At 59.3% G+C, this 17,496-nt stretch carries 19 protein-coding genes; 15 read left to right on the top strand and 4 right to left on the bottom strand.

Translation table 11 applies throughout. The features are described 5' to 3' along the window. Window positions 1–182 precede the first annotated feature (182 nt). Window positions 183–1,376, bottom strand: coding sequence for an acyltransferase family protein (locus tag LJD29_RS02350; protein WP_446744151.1), 1,194 nt, complete (start codon window positions 1,374–1,376; stop codon window positions 183–185). A 338-nt stretch (window positions 1,377–1,714) separates the two neighbouring features. Between LJD29_RS02350 and pdxS the strand changes: the two genes are divergently transcribed. From pdxS to LJD29_RS02375, 5 genes are all read left to right on the top strand, one after another. Further along, window positions 1,715–2,683 (top strand): pyridoxal 5'-phosphate synthase lyase subunit PdxS, encoded by a 969-nt coding sequence (gene pdxS / locus LJD29_RS02355; protein WP_446744152.1) that lies wholly within the window; start codon window positions 1,715–1,717, stop codon window positions 2,681–2,683. 338 nt (window positions 2,684–3,021) lie between these two features. Then, a complete protein-coding gene (gene pdxT, locus LJD29_RS02360) occupies window positions 3,022–3,621 on the top strand; it encodes a pyridoxal 5'-phosphate synthase glutaminase subunit PdxT (RefSeq protein WP_446744153.1) in 600 nt (199 codons plus the stop codon). 42 nt (window positions 3,622–3,663) lie between these two features. Beyond that, window positions 3,664–4,404: a cytochrome c oxidase subunit II gene (locus tag LJD29_RS02365; RefSeq protein WP_446744154.1), complete on the top strand. Its 741-nt coding sequence runs from the start codon at window positions 3,664–3,666 to the stop codon at window positions 4,402–4,404. Continuing rightward, window positions 4,401–6,059, top strand: coding sequence for a cytochrome c oxidase subunit I (locus LJD29_RS02370; protein WP_446744155.1), 1,659 nt, complete (start codon window positions 4,401–4,403; stop codon window positions 6,057–6,059). Before LJD29_RS02365 ends, LJD29_RS02370 begins: the two co-directional genes overlap by 4 nt. A gap of 24 nt (window positions 6,060–6,083) precedes the next feature. Further along, the gene (locus tag LJD29_RS02375) at window positions 6,084–6,845 is read left to right on the top strand and encodes a cytochrome c oxidase subunit 3 (protein ID WP_446744156.1); all 762 of its coding nucleotides are present in this window, start codon (window positions 6,084–6,086) and stop codon (window positions 6,843–6,845) included. A gap of 609 nt (window positions 6,846–7,454) precedes the next feature. Here the strand turns inward: LJD29_RS02375 and thiS are convergent. From thiS to LJD29_RS02390, 3 genes are all read right to left on the bottom strand, one after another. After that, entirely contained in the window at window positions 7,455–7,670 is a 216-nt protein-coding gene (gene thiS / locus LJD29_RS02380) for a sulfur carrier protein ThiS (protein ID WP_446744157.1), read from the bottom strand. Between the two features lie 95 nt (window positions 7,671–7,765). Next, window positions 7,766–7,969 carry a hypothetical protein gene (locus LJD29_RS02385; protein WP_446744158.1) on the bottom strand — a complete coding sequence of 68 codons (204 nt, stop codon included), beginning with the start codon at window positions 7,967–7,969 and terminating at the stop codon, window positions 7,766–7,768. A 184-nt stretch (window positions 7,970–8,153) separates the two neighbouring features. Next, the gene (locus tag LJD29_RS02390) at window positions 8,154–8,420 is read right to left on the bottom strand and encodes a UBP-type zinc finger domain-containing protein (RefSeq protein ID WP_446744159.1); all 267 of its coding nucleotides are present in this window, start codon (window positions 8,418–8,420) and stop codon (window positions 8,154–8,156) included. A gap of 156 nt (window positions 8,421–8,576) precedes the next feature. Here LJD29_RS02390 and LJD29_RS02395 point away from each other — a divergent pair, with 156 nt between their 5' ends. The 10 genes from LJD29_RS02395 (at window position 8,577) to LJD29_RS02440 (ending at window position 17,494) form a co-directional block, all read left to right on the top strand. Next, window positions 8,577–8,984, top strand: coding sequence for an NADH-quinone oxidoreductase subunit A (locus tag LJD29_RS02395; protein WP_446744160.1), 408 nt, complete (start codon window positions 8,577–8,579; stop codon window positions 8,982–8,984). Window positions 8,985–8,989: 5 nt separating this feature from the next. Continuing rightward, window positions 8,990–9,484: an NADH-quinone oxidoreductase subunit C gene (locus LJD29_RS02400; protein WP_446744161.1), complete on the top strand. Its 495-nt coding sequence runs from the start codon at window positions 8,990–8,992 to the stop codon at window positions 9,482–9,484. Continuing rightward, entirely contained in the window at window positions 9,484–10,719 is a 1,236-nt protein-coding gene (gene nuoD / locus LJD29_RS02405) for an NADH dehydrogenase (quinone) subunit D (protein ID WP_512701058.1), read from the top strand. The genes LJD29_RS02400 and nuoD overlap by 1 nt, the downstream gene beginning before the upstream one ends. Then, window positions 10,716–11,276, top strand: coding sequence for a hypothetical protein (locus tag LJD29_RS02410; protein ID WP_446744162.1), 561 nt, complete (start codon window positions 10,716–10,718; stop codon window positions 11,274–11,276). The genes nuoD and LJD29_RS02410 overlap by 4 nt, the downstream gene beginning before the upstream one ends. Further along, entirely contained in the window at window positions 11,273–11,635 is a 363-nt protein-coding gene (locus LJD29_RS02415) for a hypothetical protein (protein WP_446744163.1), read from the top strand. Before LJD29_RS02410 ends, LJD29_RS02415 begins: the two co-directional genes overlap by 4 nt. A gap of 3 nt (window positions 11,636–11,638) precedes the next feature. Further along, on the top strand, window positions 11,639–12,148 hold the full coding sequence (locus tag LJD29_RS02420) for an NADH-quinone oxidoreductase subunit NuoE family protein (RefSeq protein ID WP_446744164.1): 510 nt from the start codon (window positions 11,639–11,641) through the stop codon (window positions 12,146–12,148). A gap of 2 nt (window positions 12,149–12,150) precedes the next feature. Continuing rightward, window positions 12,151–13,467, top strand: coding sequence for an NADH-quinone oxidoreductase subunit NuoF (gene nuoF, locus LJD29_RS02425; protein WP_446744165.1), 1,317 nt, complete (start codon window positions 12,151–12,153; stop codon window positions 13,465–13,467). A gap of 18 nt (window positions 13,468–13,485) precedes the next feature. Further along, window positions 13,486–15,828, top strand: a complete 2,343-nt coding sequence (gene nuoG, locus LJD29_RS02430; protein ID WP_446744166.1) for an NADH-quinone oxidoreductase subunit NuoG — start codon at window positions 13,486–13,488, stop codon at window positions 15,826–15,828. 37 nt (window positions 15,829–15,865) lie between these two features. Next, window positions 15,866–16,921: an NADH-quinone oxidoreductase subunit NuoH gene (gene nuoH, locus LJD29_RS02435; RefSeq protein WP_446744167.1), complete on the top strand. Its 1,056-nt coding sequence runs from the start codon at window positions 15,866–15,868 to the stop codon at window positions 16,919–16,921. A 75-nt stretch (window positions 16,922–16,996) separates the two neighbouring features. Beyond that, window positions 16,997–17,494: an NADH-quinone oxidoreductase subunit J family protein gene (locus tag LJD29_RS02440; protein WP_446744168.1), complete on the top strand. Its 498-nt coding sequence runs from the start codon at window positions 16,997–16,999 to the stop codon at window positions 17,492–17,494. Window positions 17,495–17,496 lie beyond the last annotated feature (2 nt).

A 17,496-nucleotide genomic window follows, 5' to 3' on the forward strand; every position in this document is an offset into this window, starting at 1 on the left:
GCCCCCGAAGGGACCGACATTCTGTATAACTCGGGGAAATTCATATAACAATAACCCGAATCGAGCGCGGAGAGCAAAATAAATTATTGGCGGGTCATCGGACCAGCCCTGGAGAAGAAAATCGCCGTGAAACCCTTCGCCCAATGCAGGAGTCATCAGGGCGGGGAGCACACGGTAAACCCTTAACTCGCCATGGTTTGAGTCGCCGATAACGGTGGCGGCACCACGTCGGCGACGGCGGGAGGAACGCTGGCCGCCGACGGGAAGTAGCGCTTCAGACTGCCAACCTTACTCTCAAACAGGTAGAAGGATAGGGTCGCGATGCAAAGTGTAAGGAAAAGCGCGACGCAGAAACGCACACCCAGGAAGGCGTTATGGCCGATCCGGTCTGCGAGTGGAGACAGAAGCCAGTAGTAGAACGGCATCAGGGCCACATGAAAGATGTAGATGCCGTAACTGATTTTCCCAGCCCCGCGCAGGGGAGCGAAGCTGAAAATCTTCGAAACAAGACCGGGCCGGAGGCATAGCGCGATCAGGCTAGTGAATAAAATGGCATAAATGGAAAGGCCGGCGGCCGTAGAGGGAAAGGGGTAAAGACCGCCCTCCACGTGCGCCCGCCCGAGCCAGGCATCCACGCAGGCGCCGGCCAGTGCGACCCCAAGAACCGCTGGTGCGAATCGCAGGATTCTCTCGCGTTTCTGCTCTGACTCGCGCATCGCGAGGGCGAGCCAGCTCCCCATCGACAATTCGCCAGCGTTCGCTGGAACGTCATAACCCCATTGTGGAACCCCGGTATGCCCTGTCCAGACACGAAATACAAGGGACGACGCCCAGATGACGATGCACAGCCACTGTGCCGAACGTATCCGGTTGCGGAAGGGCCAGAGCATGAATGGCCACAGCAGGTAAAACTGCTCTTCCACTGCAAGGCTCCAGAGGTGGTAGAACTTCAGGTGCGTAGGAGCCGGTCCCATGACGAACCAGTCGAATGGCACGCTCTGAAGGTAGAGGAAATACGGCCAGAGCGACTTTGTCTGCGCCCATGAGTCGCCCAACAGGATGCTCGCCACGACAGCCAGGCACATCACGGCGTAATAAAGCGGGAAGATGCGCAGAGACCGCCGGGCGAAGAAGTTCCGCCACCAGCCATGGCGCCCGTAGCCGTCCCACAGAATTCCGGTGATCAGAAATCCGGAGAGGACGAAGAAGAGCGGAACTCCGGCTGCTCCAAATCTTATGGCGTGCCCCATCGATTGAACGAGAAGATGGCTGGAGCGGGCACCTCCGCCGTAGTGGAAAGTGAAAACAGCGAGCGCCGCAAGACCTCTAACACCGTCAAGGGAGGGAACATGCCGTTTGCTGATCGATGTGGCCATCTGTTTACCTGGATGCAAAAAGTAGCAGGGCGACATATGACGCGCAATTGATTTGGATCACATTGGCGAAAGGATCATGCGAAACGTTCAAGGCGACGACAACCCCGGCAAGCAGCAGGAGCAAGCGTATGGGAGAAGGCGCCTCTGCATTCCTGGGATGTGCCACGAGATAATCCGCCTCCAGGCTCGTCTCAAACGCGTCTGGAATTACAGGCCGAAGCGACCCGTCCTTAAGCCATTTCCATGCGGCTAACTGGCTGCGAAGACAGTACCGAAAGCTGATAAACTGAGGTTTCGGGCCTTGTATTTGAGGGCCACAGGATGAGAGGGACAGAGATATGAGCAACGCCAGTCAGTCGAGCAACGGAAACGGTCTGCGCCTGAAGACCGGACTCGCAGAAATGCTGAAGGGCGGCGTCATCATGGACGTGATGAACGTCGAGCAGGCAAAGATTGCCGAGGAAGCCGGCGCTGTGGCGGTGATGGCGCTCGAGCGCGTGCCTGCCATGATTCGCGCCGAGGGTGGCGTGGCCCGTATGGCCAAGCCCAGCCTCATCAAGGAAATCATCGCCTCCGTCTCGATTCCGGTCATGGCCAAGGCCCGCATCGGCCACTTTGCCGAAGCGCAGATTCTGCAGGCGCTGGGCGTCGACTTCATCGACGAGAGCGAAGTGCTGACACCGGCTGACGAAGTCCACCACATCGACAAGCACGCATTCACCACGCCTTTCGTCTGCGGAGCCCGCGACCTGGGCGAAGCGTTGCGCCGCATCACCGAAGGCGCGGCCATGATCCGCACCAAGGGCGAAGCCGGCACCGGCGACGTTGTGCACGCAGTCCAGCACATGCGCCAGATCGTGCGCGAGATGAAGGGGCTGACCGTGCTCAGCGACCAGGAACTCTACGTGGCCGCCAAGGAATACAAGGCTCCCTATGAGCTGATCCGCATGGTCGCGAAGACCGGCAAGCTGCCCGTTCCGAACTTCTCGGCAGGCGGCATCGCCACCCCCGCCGACGCCGCGCTGATGATGCAGCTGGGTGCGGAATCGGTCTTCGTCGGCTCGGGCATCTTCATGAAGGAACGCGCCACCCCGCTCGACGTGGAGCTGAACGAAAAGGGCGAGCCGCGCAATCGCGAAGAACGCGAAGAAGCTGTTTCACGAGCCAAGGCAATCGTCACCGCGACCACGCACTTCGACGACCCGAAGATCCTGGCTGAAGCCAGCGAGCAGGTCACCGGATCAATGAAAGGCCTGGCAGCAGCAGCCCTCGAAGAAAAGGAACTCTTGCAAACCCGCGGCTGGTGAATTGCCATTCGGGCGGGCGCGGCTTCGCCGCCTTTCCTGGCTGACCTAAGGTATGGGGCGCGCCGTTGGCGCGCTCCTTTGATTTCGACGGTGTTTGAAAGGGCGCGGCTTTCGCCGTGCGATCGCGAGAAGGCCCGCGAGACACACTGGGCTTACAGCACGCAGTTTCGAAAGGACATACCTTTACCCGCGCAAGGGCCTGCGAAACGTATGCCGCTTGGAGCAACGGCTTTGTGAAAGGGCACGGCTTCAGCCGTGCCATAGTGCCCGCAAAAACATAGGGGCTTTAGCCCCTGAGGGATGCATTTCCTGCAACACTTGCAAGAAAGGTTTGATCGTTGGCCGATACGGAACAGTCAACAACTCCTCGCATCGGAGTACTCGCAATCCAGGGCGACTTCGCAGCGCATGCGGATGCGCTGCGCGATGCTGGCGCTGAACCGGTTCTCGTTCGCAAACCGGAGCAGCTTGCCGGGCTCGACGGGCTGGTGCTTCCCGGAGGCGAATCGACGACCTTCCTGAAGCTGCTGGAGCGCGCAAACTTTCTCGACTCCCTCCAACAGTTCGTAAAGACGAGTCCGACCTTCGGCACCTGCGCCGGCTGCATCCTGCTGGCGAAAGAAGTGCTGCACCCCGCGCAGCCCAGCCTGGGGGTGCTCGATGCCACCGTCGAGCGCAACGCTTATGGACGGCAGATCGATAGCGTGATCGAAAACGCAGAGACGAAGCTTGGCCTTATGGAGCTGGTTTATATTCGTGCACCCCGTATCGTGAAGACTGGACCAGACGTCGAGATCCTCGCTGAACGCGATGGCTTCCCGGTCCTGGTCTCGCAGGGGAACATCCTTGCCGCGACCTTCCACCCTGAACTTTCTTCCGACCGCCTCGTCCACCGTTACTTTGTCGATCGCGTGCGCGAACACGCGGCCCGCGCCTAGCCTGCTATGACGATGCATCCGGGTCTTCTTCTGCAGGCGCGGATGCCGTGGGCGCCTTTCAACGGGTCGCTTGAAGGCGCGCGGATCGACCGGCTACTTCTTTACAACCTTATTGCCTTCGCCATTGTCTTTGCGCTGGCTCAGGTATGGATCATTGTCGTGATGCTGCGGCGGAAGCCCCGCGGGAACGGCCTGCCTGCAGCCCTTCGCTGGGCGATGATTGCTGTCTTCGGCGTGCTTTACATCTGGACGGGCATTGCGGCACAGCGGCTCTGGGCGAACAGCCAGTTTGCCGGTCCCGCTCCGGAAGCGATGCAGGTGGAAGTCACCGGCGCACAGTTCCAGTGGTACTTCCGCTATCCGGGAACCGACGCGACCTTTGGCGCGGTGCGTTCGCAGCTTGTGGATGCCGCATCGGGCAATCCGCTGGGGCTGGATCCGGCCGATCCGGCATCGAAGGACGACGTGGTTTCGAGCCTGCTGGTTTTGCCTGCCGGGCGCGAGGTCGATCTGCGGCTGCGGTCACTCGACGTCATCCACGGCTTGTTCATCCCAGGCATGAGGCTCAAGGAAAACGCCGTGCCCGGCATGATTCTGCATGTGCACTTCACCCCGCAGACACCGGGGACTTATTCGATCCTCTGCAGCCAGGTCTGCGGCCTGGGGCACGCGCGAATGCAGGCTCGCCTGCTGGTCGTCCCCGAAAAGCAGTTCACCGAGTGGCTGGGAGTGCGTGAGCATCTGCGGCAGGCCGGATTGGCTGGAGGCGTAAGTCGCCCATGAGAAAGCTGTTTACCACCGATCACCGTTCGCTTGGCGTGCTCTACCTGCTGCTCTCACTGGCCGCGGTGGCGACCGGCACGCTGCTCTCCCTGCTAATGCGCGTGCATCGCATCTGGCCGGATACGCCGCTTCCGCTGCTGGGGCTTATGAAACCCGAGGACTACCTTGCGTTGGTGACGATGCACGGCACCCTGATGGTCTTTTTCGTGCTGACGGTGGCTCCACAAAATGGTTTTGCCAGCCTGGTTCTACCCGGCCAGATTGGGGCGCGGCACATGGCCTTTCCGCGCCTCAATGCCATTTCCTTCTGGTTAATGGCATTGGCTTTTACCATTTTGATCTCCGCTTTTGCTCTGCCGTCGGGTGCGCCGCTCTCAGGCTGGGCTAGCTATCCTCCGCTGAGCGCGATCGCTTCCGCCGGACCAGGACAGGGTACAGGCATGGACCTGTGGCTGTTGAGCATTGGCATCTTCTGCGTGGCGGCGTGGCTGGGGGCGGTGAACCTGCTGGCGACGATTCTCGGCGAGCGTGGCGCGGGAATGACCTGGTCGCGGCTTCCCCTGACGGTATGGGCCTGGCTGACGACGTCGATCCTGACCCTTCTGGTTTTCAGCGTACTGCTGGCAGCAGCAGTGCTGCTCTTCTCCGACCGGCATTTCGGCTCAAGCTTCTTCGTCCCGCTGAACGATGTAGTGAATGGCCACGTGGTCGGTCGCGGCGATGGCTCTCCCCTGCTTTGGCTGCATCTTTTCTGGTTTTTTGGCCACCCGGAGGTCTACATCGCCATCCTGCCCGGAATGGGGCTGGCGACTTCGCTTTTTGCCAACTTCACCCGGCGGCGCGTGGCGGGATACAAGGTCATGGCGGCAATGCTGGTTGCCATCGGCGGGCTGGGACTTCTGGTGTGGGGTCACCACATGTTCGTAAGCGGCATGAATCCCTATGCTGGAACAGCCTTTGCGCTCACTACGATGGCCATCGCGGTACCGAGTACCGTCGAGGTCATCGGCTGGCTTTCTACCCTCTGGGGCGGCGGCCTGCGGCTGACCACTCCGATGCTCTTTGCGCTGGGCTTCCTGTCATTTTTCATCGCCGGCGGGCTCACTGGACCGATTCTGGCGCAGCCCGCGCTGGATACTTACCTGCACAATACCTTCTTTGTTGTCGCGCACTTCCACCTCATTATGGCCATGGCCGGGGTCTTCTCGGTCTTCGCCGGGATCTACTACTGGTTTCCGCTGATGACCGGGCGCATGATGAACGATCTGCTGGGCAAACTGCATTTCTGGATCTCCCTGATCGCGGCTTACGGCACTTTTCTGCCGATGCACATTTCCGGACTCGCCGGGGAGCCCCGCCACTACGAGCGGCTGGCGGGGCCGGTCGTCTCCTTCAGCGAAATTCTGCCCAATGAACGCGGCATAACCTGGTCGGCAATCCTGCTAGGGGCAGCGCAGCTGTTGTTTCTCTGGAATCTCTTCGCGAGCGCGAAACGCGGTGAGCGGGCGACCGAAAACCCGTGGCAGGCAACCACCCTCGAGTGGGCGCCGGAGATTCCTCGGCGGCGTATCGAACGCGGCCCATACGAATATGAAAACGGCGGAACAGAAAGTATGTTTCGTCCGCAGTGGGAATCCGCATCGAAACAGGAGTAATCTTTCTGTGATTGGGGAACTCCCATGCCCGCCACTTTCACTCCGAAAAACGTCGAGATTGAACGGAAGCATACCGGTATCGGTGGCAAACCACCAGTTGATCGGCGTCCTACAGGTGGTGGAGGCGACGGAGATAACTGGGATAACCGGCCATCCGGCCGCCGCGGCCCCCGCGAGCTGCTGAGCCGCTACCGGCTGGGCGTGCTTTTTGCCCTGGCGGGTGACCTGATGTTCTTCGTGGCGCTGGTCAGCGCCTTCTTCGTCCGGCAGAGCGCCGGGCACTTCGATGCGAGAGAAAACTACGTCTCCGACTGGCACCCGATCGCGGTGCCTCCGATTCTATGGGTTAACACCGCCATCCTGCTGCTAAGCAGTCTCACCATGGAGATTGCCCGGCGGCAGCTCTTCCGCGAGATTGACGTCATGGAGGAATGGCTGGGGCTGGGGCGGCCAGCAGTCAAACGCGCGGCTCCCTGGATGGTAGTAACGGTGGTTTTGGGCGTCCTCTTCGTCATCGGCCAGTGGATCGCCTGGGGACAGCTCACGCAGCAGGGCTTCCACTTCAACTCTCCCGACCCGAGCAGCCACTTCTTCTACCTGATCACGGGCACGCACGGATTGCACCTCGTTCTCGGCATCGTGGCCCTCGCAGCCGCATTGGGCGCGCTCTTCACCCTCAAGCGAGTGGAGCTGCGGCAGATCGTGGTCGACTGCACCGCCTGGTACTGGCACACAATGGGTATCTTCTGGATTTTCCTGTTCGTGCTGCTAGCCTATTTCCAGTGAAGATTCTTTGCCGGGCCATTCTGGCCCTCTTTCTAATTGCTCCGGGAGTTTGCTTCGCGCAGGGATGCAGCCTGTGCCGGGACTCGACTGCGGGGTCTGCTCCGCATGCTCGCAAGGGATTGCAAAGGGCGATTCTTGTGCTGGGGATTCCGGCGGGACTGGTGTTTGTCGGAGTTTTGGTAGTGGCTTCGCGGGTTGGAACGCGGGGCGAGTAGTTTTGATTTAATAAGTACGATTTAATCAACGATATATAGAGATAGTCGCCCTACGCACGCGACATCCCAACCCACCAACTTAATCTTCGACTTTCAACTCCCTGCATCAACAGTATCTATCTTCAACAAAGTTGTTGTTATAGGTTGGCATGACGGAGTAACTTCACGGCTCGCTTTTTCTTCAAAGCCTGGCGCTGCTTTCCGATTCGATGTCGTAGCCTGGGGCCATCAGAACAAACCCGATTATTTGTTTTGACACACAAGAGGGTCGAGATTTTCGACACGGCATTTTGGTGGTTTGAGCTTCATGAGTGTCATGCTTTCCCACCCAAGCGGAGCTTGGATGGGGCACCCTTTTTGTGTCGGATTGAGATGGGTTTGAAGGCGTCTGTTGTTAGCGGCTGCCGCCGCCTACGAAGTGTACGATCTCTAACTTATCGCCGGTGTTAAGCGGGGTTTCTGCCCATCTGGGGCGGGGTACGATATCTCCGTTTTGCTCGATGGCTACGCGGTCGCCTTTGAGATTCAGGGCGGAGACGAGATCGGCTACAGTTGCCTTGTCCGGAAGCTCGGCGAAGTCACGCGGCTCTCCGTTGATGACGATGTTCATGATCTGAATTTACCAGCAGAATGGCCCGGTCCTTTGAGCGGACCGGGCCATTCTGTACAGAGCCTTTTGCGCAGTCGAGAGAACGAGGCTGAGGATCAGTGCAGCAGTTTCCAGATGATCCAACCGCCCAGGCTGGCCATCGCCAGCACGAGGGTGAAAATCAGGGCTAAGGCAACACCGCGGAAAGATCCCACGGGGTTTTCCTCGTAAAAGTCGACGACCTGAAGTCGTTCAGGTCGATGAGAAACGATTTTAAGAACGGGCGGAGTGAAGGCAGCGTCAACGACAGGTGGGCCCATGGATGTATTCCTCCATGATTCGTCTATCGGCGCTGCCGCTCAAGGCTTTAGATCAAGATGGGAATGTGTTTCAAAATAGAACAACCCGGCTTTTCCGGCTGCGATACGCAGATTCCTCACTTGCTCGAAATGACAACTTCTTGTAGAAGTGCGCTGCCAATATAGAGATCGACCGGCTGGTGAATTACTTGAACATTAATTCCAGCTGATCGACAAAACACCATCCCCAGTCTTCTCCGGGCTCGATCGAGCGCATGATGGGGTGGTGGGTGGTGTGAAAATGCTTGGTCGCGTGCTTGTTTTTCGAGGAGTCGCAGCAGCCGACATGTCCGCACTCCATGCAAAGGCGCAGGTGGACCCAGGTGTCGCCCATCTTGAGGCATTCTTCGCAGCCGTTGGTTTTCGGGTGAACGTTATGGATGTGATCGAGGTGTGTACATTTGGCTGCCATGTTTGTCTCCGCGATAAAGTTTACGCCCTTGAGATGCAGGGTTTGCCGCTATTCGGCAGCCTCTCAAGGCGTTTCATTACTTGACTCTTGACAGTCGAAAAACTAGAGTTCAAAGGGTAGGTGTTCGGCGTATTTTCCTTGGGGGAAATGAGCAGCATGCAATCCCATCCTTACAGCTGGAACTACATTCCGCTCGTTCTCCAGATCCTGGTGGCGATCGGCATGGGGTGCAGTATGACCACGGTGTCGTGGCTGATTGGCCGTCACCGCAATTCGAAGACCAAGCTTGAAGCGTATGAGTGCGGAATCCCCGCCGAGGGCGATGCCCGCGGGCGTTTCTCCGTTCGCTTCTACATGGTCGCCATGCTTTTCATTCTGTTTGACGTTGAAGCCGTGTTTATGTTGCCGTGGGCGGTAATTTACCGCAAGCTTCCGGCGATTACCGGCTCACACATGTTCGGTTTCTGGGAGATGCTGGTGTACCTCGGCTTCGTGCTGGTCGGCTTCTTCTACATCATGAAAAAAGGCATTCTGGACTGGGCATCGGACAAGGCCGATTTATAAACGAGATGAACTCGACCCCCCTTGGTAAAGACGAAGTATTCGAGGCCCTCGCAGAGAACAGGGCCATTGCCTCTCTTCAATCTTCCCTTCCCGGCGCTATCACCGATGCAAAGTTTGACCGTAACGAACTGACCCTGACGATTGCGCGCGACCAGATTCGCGCCGCCGCCCAGGTGGTGCAGAAGGCCGGCTACAACTTTCTCGAAGATGTGACCTGCGTGGACTGGTATCCGAGCGAACCGCGCTTTCAGGTGACCTATCACATCGTTTCGCATTCGCTGAAGGAGCGGCTGCGGCTGATCTCGATGGTCGACTCCGTCGATGCGTCGATTGACAGCATTGTGCCTGTCTGGCCGTCGGCAAACTTCTATGAGCGCGAGGTCTTCGACCTCTTCGGTGTCCGCTTCCATGGCCACCCGAATCTGCGCCGCATCATGATGCCCGACGAGTGGAAAGGGCATCCCCTGCGTAAGGACTACCCGGTGGAGGGATACCGCTAATGGCCGGCGATCTTTCAGAGTTTGTAGGCACGTCGACGCTGCTTGAGGCGCGTCCGGAGGAAGGCTCAAAGGACCGCACCATGGTCCTCAACATGGGCCCGCAGCACCCCTCGACCCACGGCGTGCTCCGCCTGGTGGTCGAGATCGATGGCGAGACAGTTCTCAACGTCGTCCCCGACATCGGCTATCTGCACACCGGTATCGAGAAGACTTGCGAGGCGAAGTTCTACCAGCAGGTGGTTCCGATGACCGACCGCATCGACTACCTCTCGCCGATGACCAACAACCTGGCCTACTGCCTGGCGGTTGAGAAGCTCCTGGAGCTTGAAATCCCGGAGCGGGCGCAGTGGATGCGCGTGCTCTTCAATGAACTGACCCGCTTGAACTCGCACCTGGTCTGGCTGGGCACGCACGCCATGGATATCGGCGCGCTGACCGTCTTCCTGTACTGCTTCCGCGAGCGCGAAGAGATCCTGCGCATCTTCGAGGCCGTCAGCGGCCAGCGCATGATGACTTCGTACTTCCGCGTGGGCGGGCTGTCGCTCGAACCGCCGCTGGACCTCTTCGATCGCATTCAGAAGCTGATCAAGATCATGCCGGAGAGGATCGACCAGTACCAGAACCTGCTGACCGGCAATCCGATCTGGGTAAGCCGCCTGAAGGGTGTTGGCCATCTTTCCGCCGAAGACGCGATTGCGCTGGGCGTAACCGGGCCGCCGCTGCGCGCCTCGGGCGTGGACTGGGATCTGCGGCGCGACATGCCGTACTCCAGCTACGAGAAGTTCCAGTTCAAGGTGCCGGTTTCGAACGACTGCGACGTTTGGGCCCGTTATGTTGTGCGCCTGGACGAGATGCGCGAGTCGGTGAAGATCTGCCAGCAGGCTCTGGACGGCATGCCGTCAGGTCCGATCAAGGCGAATGCGCCGAAGATCGTACTGCCGGACCGCGAGCAGATGAAGACCCAGATGGAATCGCTCATCTACCACTTCAAGATCGTGACCGAGGGCTTTACGGTTCCCGCAGGCCAGGTCTACCAGGGAGTGGAATCGCCGCGCGGCGAGATGGGCTATTACGTCGTCAGCGATGGAACGGCCAAGCCGTACCGTGTACACATGCGCAATCCTTCATTTGCGACACTGCAGGCCCTGCAGACCATGTGCGCAGGCCGCCTGATCGCGGACGTGGTGGCGGTGATCGGCTCGATCGACATCGTGCTTGGGGAGATTGACCGGTGAGCACTGCCAACGCGACAAATGCGGAGTGGATCGAGGAGCAGAAGACTGCCTTTGCGGCGCGCACCCATGCCGCAGCGGCTTTCTTTCCTGAATTGAAGCGCGCGTTTCTCGAACTGACAGCAGAGGAGCCGTTTGCGGGGCGCTTCACCGTTTCCACGGATGCGGAGCCCCATGAGCTTACGGTGTCTGCCGGCCTCGTCGATCTGAGGTTTGCCGCGGATGTATTCAGCGACACGATCTTTTACGCGTTCACTTCTATCGCGCTGGTGCAGGTGGTTCCCTCTCAGACGGCTGTTCTGCATCATGGAGTGCTGAACCTGACGCGTGGGTACTGGGGAATCATCGACAGCCCGGCGAAGGATGTTCACAAGGTTTTTGTGGACGATCCGCAGGCCGCGCAGTATCTGCCCCTGGCCGATCGCGTGGCGCGGTGGGGACTGGAAGAGCTGCTAAAGGGCTATCCCGGCGTATCGGCACTTGAAGAGACGAAGGCCGCCGCTGCGAAGACCAAGGAAGAGATTGCGGCGGAAGTAGCGAAGAAAGAAGGCCGCGGGTGAGCGACGATGCCGCGAGCCGACTGTATGCAGAGCTTTGGATTTCCTTTGCCGCACTGATTCGCTCTTATGTGGCGGCGCACGATATAGGCAGGCCGACCGGCCGCGCGCTGGTGGATGCCGGCGAAGATGGCCATCTGAGCCTGCGCAGCGAAGGCAAGATTCTTTCGATCGACTTTAACAGCAAGACCGGCGAAGGAAGCTGGACACTGTACGAAGACGATCCGGCAGCGGAACGGCTGCTTGAGAAGGGCGACTTCACGCTGGGCGAGGACAGCCAGGTAAAACTGAGCGACCGGCACGGCAAACTGGAACTGGAAGTAGCGGCAGAGGCATTTACCGCGAAGGTTTTTGAGGAGTAAGCGTTGGCGACGGAAAAAAGAACGATCTTTTCACCTGAGCTTGCAGCTCGCTTCGACCGGCTGGTGACACTCTATCCGGTGAAGCGTTCGGCGCTCGTTCCCATGCTGCTGTATTCGCAGGATGAGGTTGGCTATATTTCGCCCGAAGTGATTGTCGAGCTTGCCGACCGGCTGGATATTCGCACCAACGACGTCGAGAGCGTGCTGAGCTACTACTCGATGCTGCGCACCAAGCCCGTGGGGAAATACAACGTGCAGGTCTGCACGAACATTTCCTGCATGCTGCGCAACGGATACGGCATTCTCGAGCACTGCAAGAAACGGCTGGGCATCGGGCACAAGGAAGTGACGCCCGACGGGCTCTTTTCACTGGAAGAAGTCGAGTGTATTGGCGCCTGTTGCTGGGCTCCCGCCGTACAGGTCAATTACGACTTCTACGACGACCTGACCGTTGAGAAGATGGACCAGGTTCTCGATGACTATCAGGCCGGACGCGGAAAGGTGACGGTGTAACCATGCCAAAGCTGGTCTCACATCCCGATGAAGTAAGGATTATCTCCCGCCGTTTTGGAACGGGTGCGGAGAACATCGACAAATACGTCGAGCTGGACGGCTACAAGGCCGCTCAGCTGTGCATTGAAAAGGGCCCCGAGTTCATCATCAACGAGATGAAGGCCTCCGGCCTTCGCGGCCGTGGTGGCGCGGGCTTCCCGACCGGGCTGAAGTGGTCTTTTGTGCCGAAGAACGTGGATCGCCCCAAGTACGTCCTGGTGAACGGCGACGAAAGCGAACCCGGCACCTGCAAGGACCACCTGATCTTCCTGCACGATCCGCACGCGATCATTGAAGGCACCATCATTGCCGGTCTTGCCATCGGCGCGAAGATGGGCTTCATCTATCTGCGCGGCGAGTATCGCTACCTGCTGAAGATCATGGAAAAGGCCGTGGCCGATGCGTATGCAAAGGGCTATCTCGGCAAGAACATCTTCGGCTCGGGTATCGACTTCGAGGTTGTCACGCAGACCGGCGCGGGTGCTTACGAAGTAGGCGAAGAGTCGGCGCTGATGGAGTCGCTCGAAGGCAAGCGTGGCGTGCCGCGCATCAAGCCTCCCTTCCCTGCCGTGGTGGGACTGTACGGCGGACCGACGGTCATCAACAACGCCGAGACCATTGCCAGCGTGCCACACATCTTCCTGATGGGTGGCGAGGCTTATGCCAAGGTCGGCTCCGAACGCAATGGCGGAACCCGCCTCTTCGGCATCAGCGGACATGTGGAGAAGCCGGGCGTTTACGAATTGCCGATGGGCTACAACCTGAAGAAGGCCATTTACGAGGTCGCAGGCGGTGTTCTTGGCGGCAAGAAGCTGAAGGCTGTGGTTCCGGGTGGTTCTTCGACCCCGGTTCTGACCGCCGATGAGCTGGATGTTGGTCTTGACTTCGACCAGATGGGCAAGGCGGGCACGATGCTTGGCTCGGGTGGCATTGTCGTTCTGGACGAGACGGTCAGCATGGTCGAGTTTGCTCTGCGCACTATCAGCTTCTACCAGCACGAAAGCTGCGGCTGGTGCATTCCCTGCCGTGAAGGAACCGACTGGCTGAAGAAGACGATCGGCCGCGTGTACGCGGGTGGCGGCGTCGAGAAGGATCTGGACAACATTAAGTATCTTGCCGAGAACATGATGGGCCGCACCTTCTGCCCGCTTGGCGATGCGGCGGCGATGCCGACGATCGGATTCATCAAGAAGTTCCGGCACGAGTTTGAAGAGTACGTACGAGGCAATGCCGGGGTTTCTCCGGCTGAGCATGACGCGGCGCTGGTTTCACTAGGTTAACGCCGGGAGATTTTCTGAATGGCTGACGTAACGTTTACTGTCGATGGAAAGAAGCTTACCGCCCCTGCGGGCACGCTGCTAATCGATGCCTGCCGCACGGCGGGTATCGAGATTCCGGCGTTCTGTTACTACCCGGGCCTGTCGCTGCAGGCAGCCTGCCGCATGTGCGTGGTGCGCATCGAGAAGATGCCGAAGCTGCAGACAGCCTGTACCACTCCGGTGGCCGAGGGCATGGTGGTGCAGACCGAGACCGAAGAGGTCAAGCAGTCGCGTAAGGCGGTGCTTGAGCTGCTGCTCGGCAACCATCCTCTCGACTGCCCGGTGTGCGATGCGGGCGGCGAGTGCGAACTGCAGGACATGACCTTCAAGTACGGCGCAGGCGAGAGCAAGTACATCGAGACCAAGCAGCACCGCGAGGAGCAGAAGTGGTCGCCGGTGGTGTACTTCGACCGTCCGCGCTGCATCCTCTGCTACCGCTGCGTGCGCGTCTGCGGCGAAGGCATGGATGTGTGGGCGCTCGGCGTACAGAACCGCGGCGTGACCAGCGTGATCGCTCCGAATGGCGGCGACCATCTGGGATGCGAAGAGTGCGGCATGTGCATCGACATCTGCCCGGTCGGCGCGCTGACCTCCGATACCTACCGTTACAAGACCCGTCCGTGGGAGATGAACCACGTCGGCACCGTCTGCACGCATTGCGGCGACGGCTGCAAGACAACCCTGGGCGTGAAGCGCTCGAACGATGGCATGGAAATCGTTCGCGGCGACAACCGCGACAAGAGCGGTATCAACAACGACTTCCTCTGCATTAAGGGCCGTTACGCCTTCGACTTTGCCAACCGCACCGATCGCCTGACCACTCCGCTCGTCCGCCAGGCCGATGGCAAGCTGGCGCCGGTGAGCTGGGAAGAGGCTCTGACCTTCGCGGCGAACAAGTTGAATGAAGTTCGCAGCAACCGCGGCGGCAATGCGATTGGCGTGATCGGTTCGAACCGCACGACTAACGAAGAAAACTACCTGCTGCAGAAGTTTGCGCGCGGCGTGCTCGGCACCAACAATATCGATCATCACCGCACGGCGGATTATGCGGCCTTCGCTGCTGCTCTCAAGGGCAAGGCGAACCGCGAGGCTTCGCTGCGCGACTTCATCAGCGCGCCGGCGATGCTGCTGCTGGGCAACGATCCTACCGAGCAGCATCCGGCGCTGGCGTGGCAGATTCGCAGCAACGTTCGCCAGAACCGTGCCCGCCTCTACGTCGCGAACCATCGCGAGATCAAGCTGCGCCGCCAGGCCAAGGCCGCGGTCGAGCTTCCGCAGGATGGCTACGCATCCTTTATCTCCTACCTGGCAGGAAATGACGGCGCTTTCACGGGCAACGACGCAAACGATTTCCGCGAAGCACTTCGTAAAGAAGAGTCGCTGGTCATCGCATTCGGTTCGGAATTCCGCGGACGCGATATCCAGGCGCTGGTGGAGTTCGGTCTCTCGATGCCGAATGTGAAGTTCGCCTGCCTGGGCGATTATTCGAACTCGCGCGGCGCGGCGGATATGGGATTGCTGCCCGATCTGCTTCCGGGATATGTTCCGGTCGCCTCCGAACACAAGTTTGCGGAAGAAACCGGGATCGAGTGGCCGAAGCAGCCAGGTCTGGACCTTGTCCAGATGCTGGATGCGGCGGGCTCGGGCGAGATTGGCGCTCTTTACGTTGTCGGAGCGAACCCGGTGGCGCGTTACGGCGTCGATCCTTCGGCGCTCAAGAACACATTCCTCGTGGTTCAGGATATGTTCCTGACCGAGACTGCGGTTCTGGCCGATGTTGTCTTCCCGGCCGCGAATGCTTACGAAAAGGCCGGCACGATCACCAATACTTACGGCGATCTGCAGCTGGTGAAGAAGGCCGCGGATAAGGCCGGTGTGCGTTCGGACTTTGAGCTGATCGTTCGCCTGGCGGACAAGATGGGCGCCGATCCGAAGAAGCTGGTTCCCTTCGGCAAGGGCGTGCGTGCTGACTTCGGCCAGTCGCGCGGCGCGCAGTCGGGTGAAGCCGACCGCCACGCGGTATGGCTTTCGGCAAATCACCTGGAGCCGAAGCTCAGTCCGTTCGATCCGTTTGCGATCTTCGATGAGATCCAGCGACTGGTGCCTTCGTACAACGTTCCTCGCCTGAACCTGCTGGCGGGCAACGATGAACATGTGAAGTCGGAACTGGTGCAGATCGATACGACCGGTTCGCGCCGCGACCTGGTGCTGCCTGCGAACGATGGACTGTATACCTCGGGTACGCTGGGACGCTACAGCGACAAGCTGGCAGAGGTACTTGCATCGAAGACGACTGAAATCGCCGAAACGGCAGCCGATTAAAACGTAACGGTAACAAGCACTTTATTGGGAAGGCCTCGTGGAAGTTAGCATCTGGATTTTCTTACTGCTGAGCGTGTTGAAGGTCGCCGTTGTGACGGTGATCCTGCTGACGGCTGTCGCCTACACGGTACTGCTGGAGCGCAAGGTCGTCGGCCGCATCCAGAACCGCTGGGGACCCAGCCGCGTGGGGCCTTTCGGCCTGCTGCAGCCGCTGGCTGACGGCATCAAGCTCTTCCTCAAGGAAGACCTGATTCCCGAGAGCGTTTATCGCCCGCTGTTCATCCTGGCTCCTATCATCGCGCTCAGCTGCGCGCTGATGTCGATCTCGATGATTCCCTTCGGCCCGGATGTCCACTACAAGGGTGTTCAGCTCTTCCAGATCTCCGACGTCAACATCGGCCTGCTGATCCTGCTGGGTATCACTTCGGTAGGTGTTTACGGCATTGCGCTTTCCGGCTGGTCGTCGAACAACAAGTATTCGCTGCTGGGCGCGCTGCGCGCGAGCGCGCAGGTCATCAGCTACGAGCTGGCGCTGGGCCTTTCGCTGGTGGGCGTGGTGCTGCGTTCGCAGTCGCTGCGTCTGCGCGACATCGTGGATGTGCAGTCGACCCATGGCATGGCTTCGTGGAATATCTTCGGCGGCCTGCAGATTATCGGCTTCTTCGTCTACCTGACCGCTGCTTACGCGGAAACCAACCGTACGCCTTTCGATCTTCCTGAAGCAGAAAGCGAACTGACGGCCGGTTATCACACCGAGTACAGCTCGATGAAGTTTGCCATGTTCTTCATGGCTGAATACGCGAACATGATCACTGTCGGTTGCGTGGCGACGCTGCTCTTCCTGGGCGGCTGGTCGAGCCCCTTCGGTCATCTGCTGCCGGACTTCGGCGGCCCGATCGTGCAGGCGATTCTGCCGATCTTCTGGTTCGTGGCCAAGGTTTTCTTTTTCCTCTTTCTCTATATCTGGGTGCGCGGCACTTTGCCTCGCTTCCGCTACGACCAACTGATGAGCTTCGGCTGGAAATTCCTTGTGCCGGTGGCCATTCTTAACATCATCGCGACGAGCCTGTGGCTTGCATTTCGAGCTTCCTAGGGTGATTTACAATCATCCTTCGGTTTTTCCTGATTTGCTGCAATGTTCCGTGTTGTCGAGTGAGTGACTGAAGACATGCATCTGGTTCTGTTCTTCATCTTCGGTGGACTTTGCGTAGCAGGAGCCTTAAACCTTCTGCTGCAGCGCCACCCTATCAATTCCGCCCTGTCGCTGATCGTGGTGATGAGCTCGCTGGCCGTGCTCTACCTGCTGCTTGGCGCGGAATTCCTGGCGGCCGCACAGGTGATCGTCTATTCGGGCGCGATCATGGTGCTGTTTACCTTTGTCATCATGCTGCTGAATGCGGGTCGTGAAGACCGCACGCACGGCAGCAAGGCCGCGTATGCCCTTGGCTTTCCCGGCGCTGCGATCCTGGTATCGCTGCTCGCCTATATCTTTCTTTCGAACAGCCGCGAGCTGGGCAGCGCGGAGCTGGGCGCTTACATTGTGAGCACCGGCGACCTGAGCAACGTGCTCTTCCGCGACCTGCTTCTGCCCTTCGAAGTGACCTCGGTGCTGATTCTGGTGGCGATCCTGGGCGCGGTTGCGCTGGCCCGCAAGGAGGAGAACTAAAC

Source organism: Silvibacterium acidisoli, assembly GCA_022870745.1.
In the GTDB taxonomy this organism is placed as follows: Bacteria; Acidobacteriota; Terriglobia; order Terriglobales; family Acidobacteriaceae; genus Silvibacterium.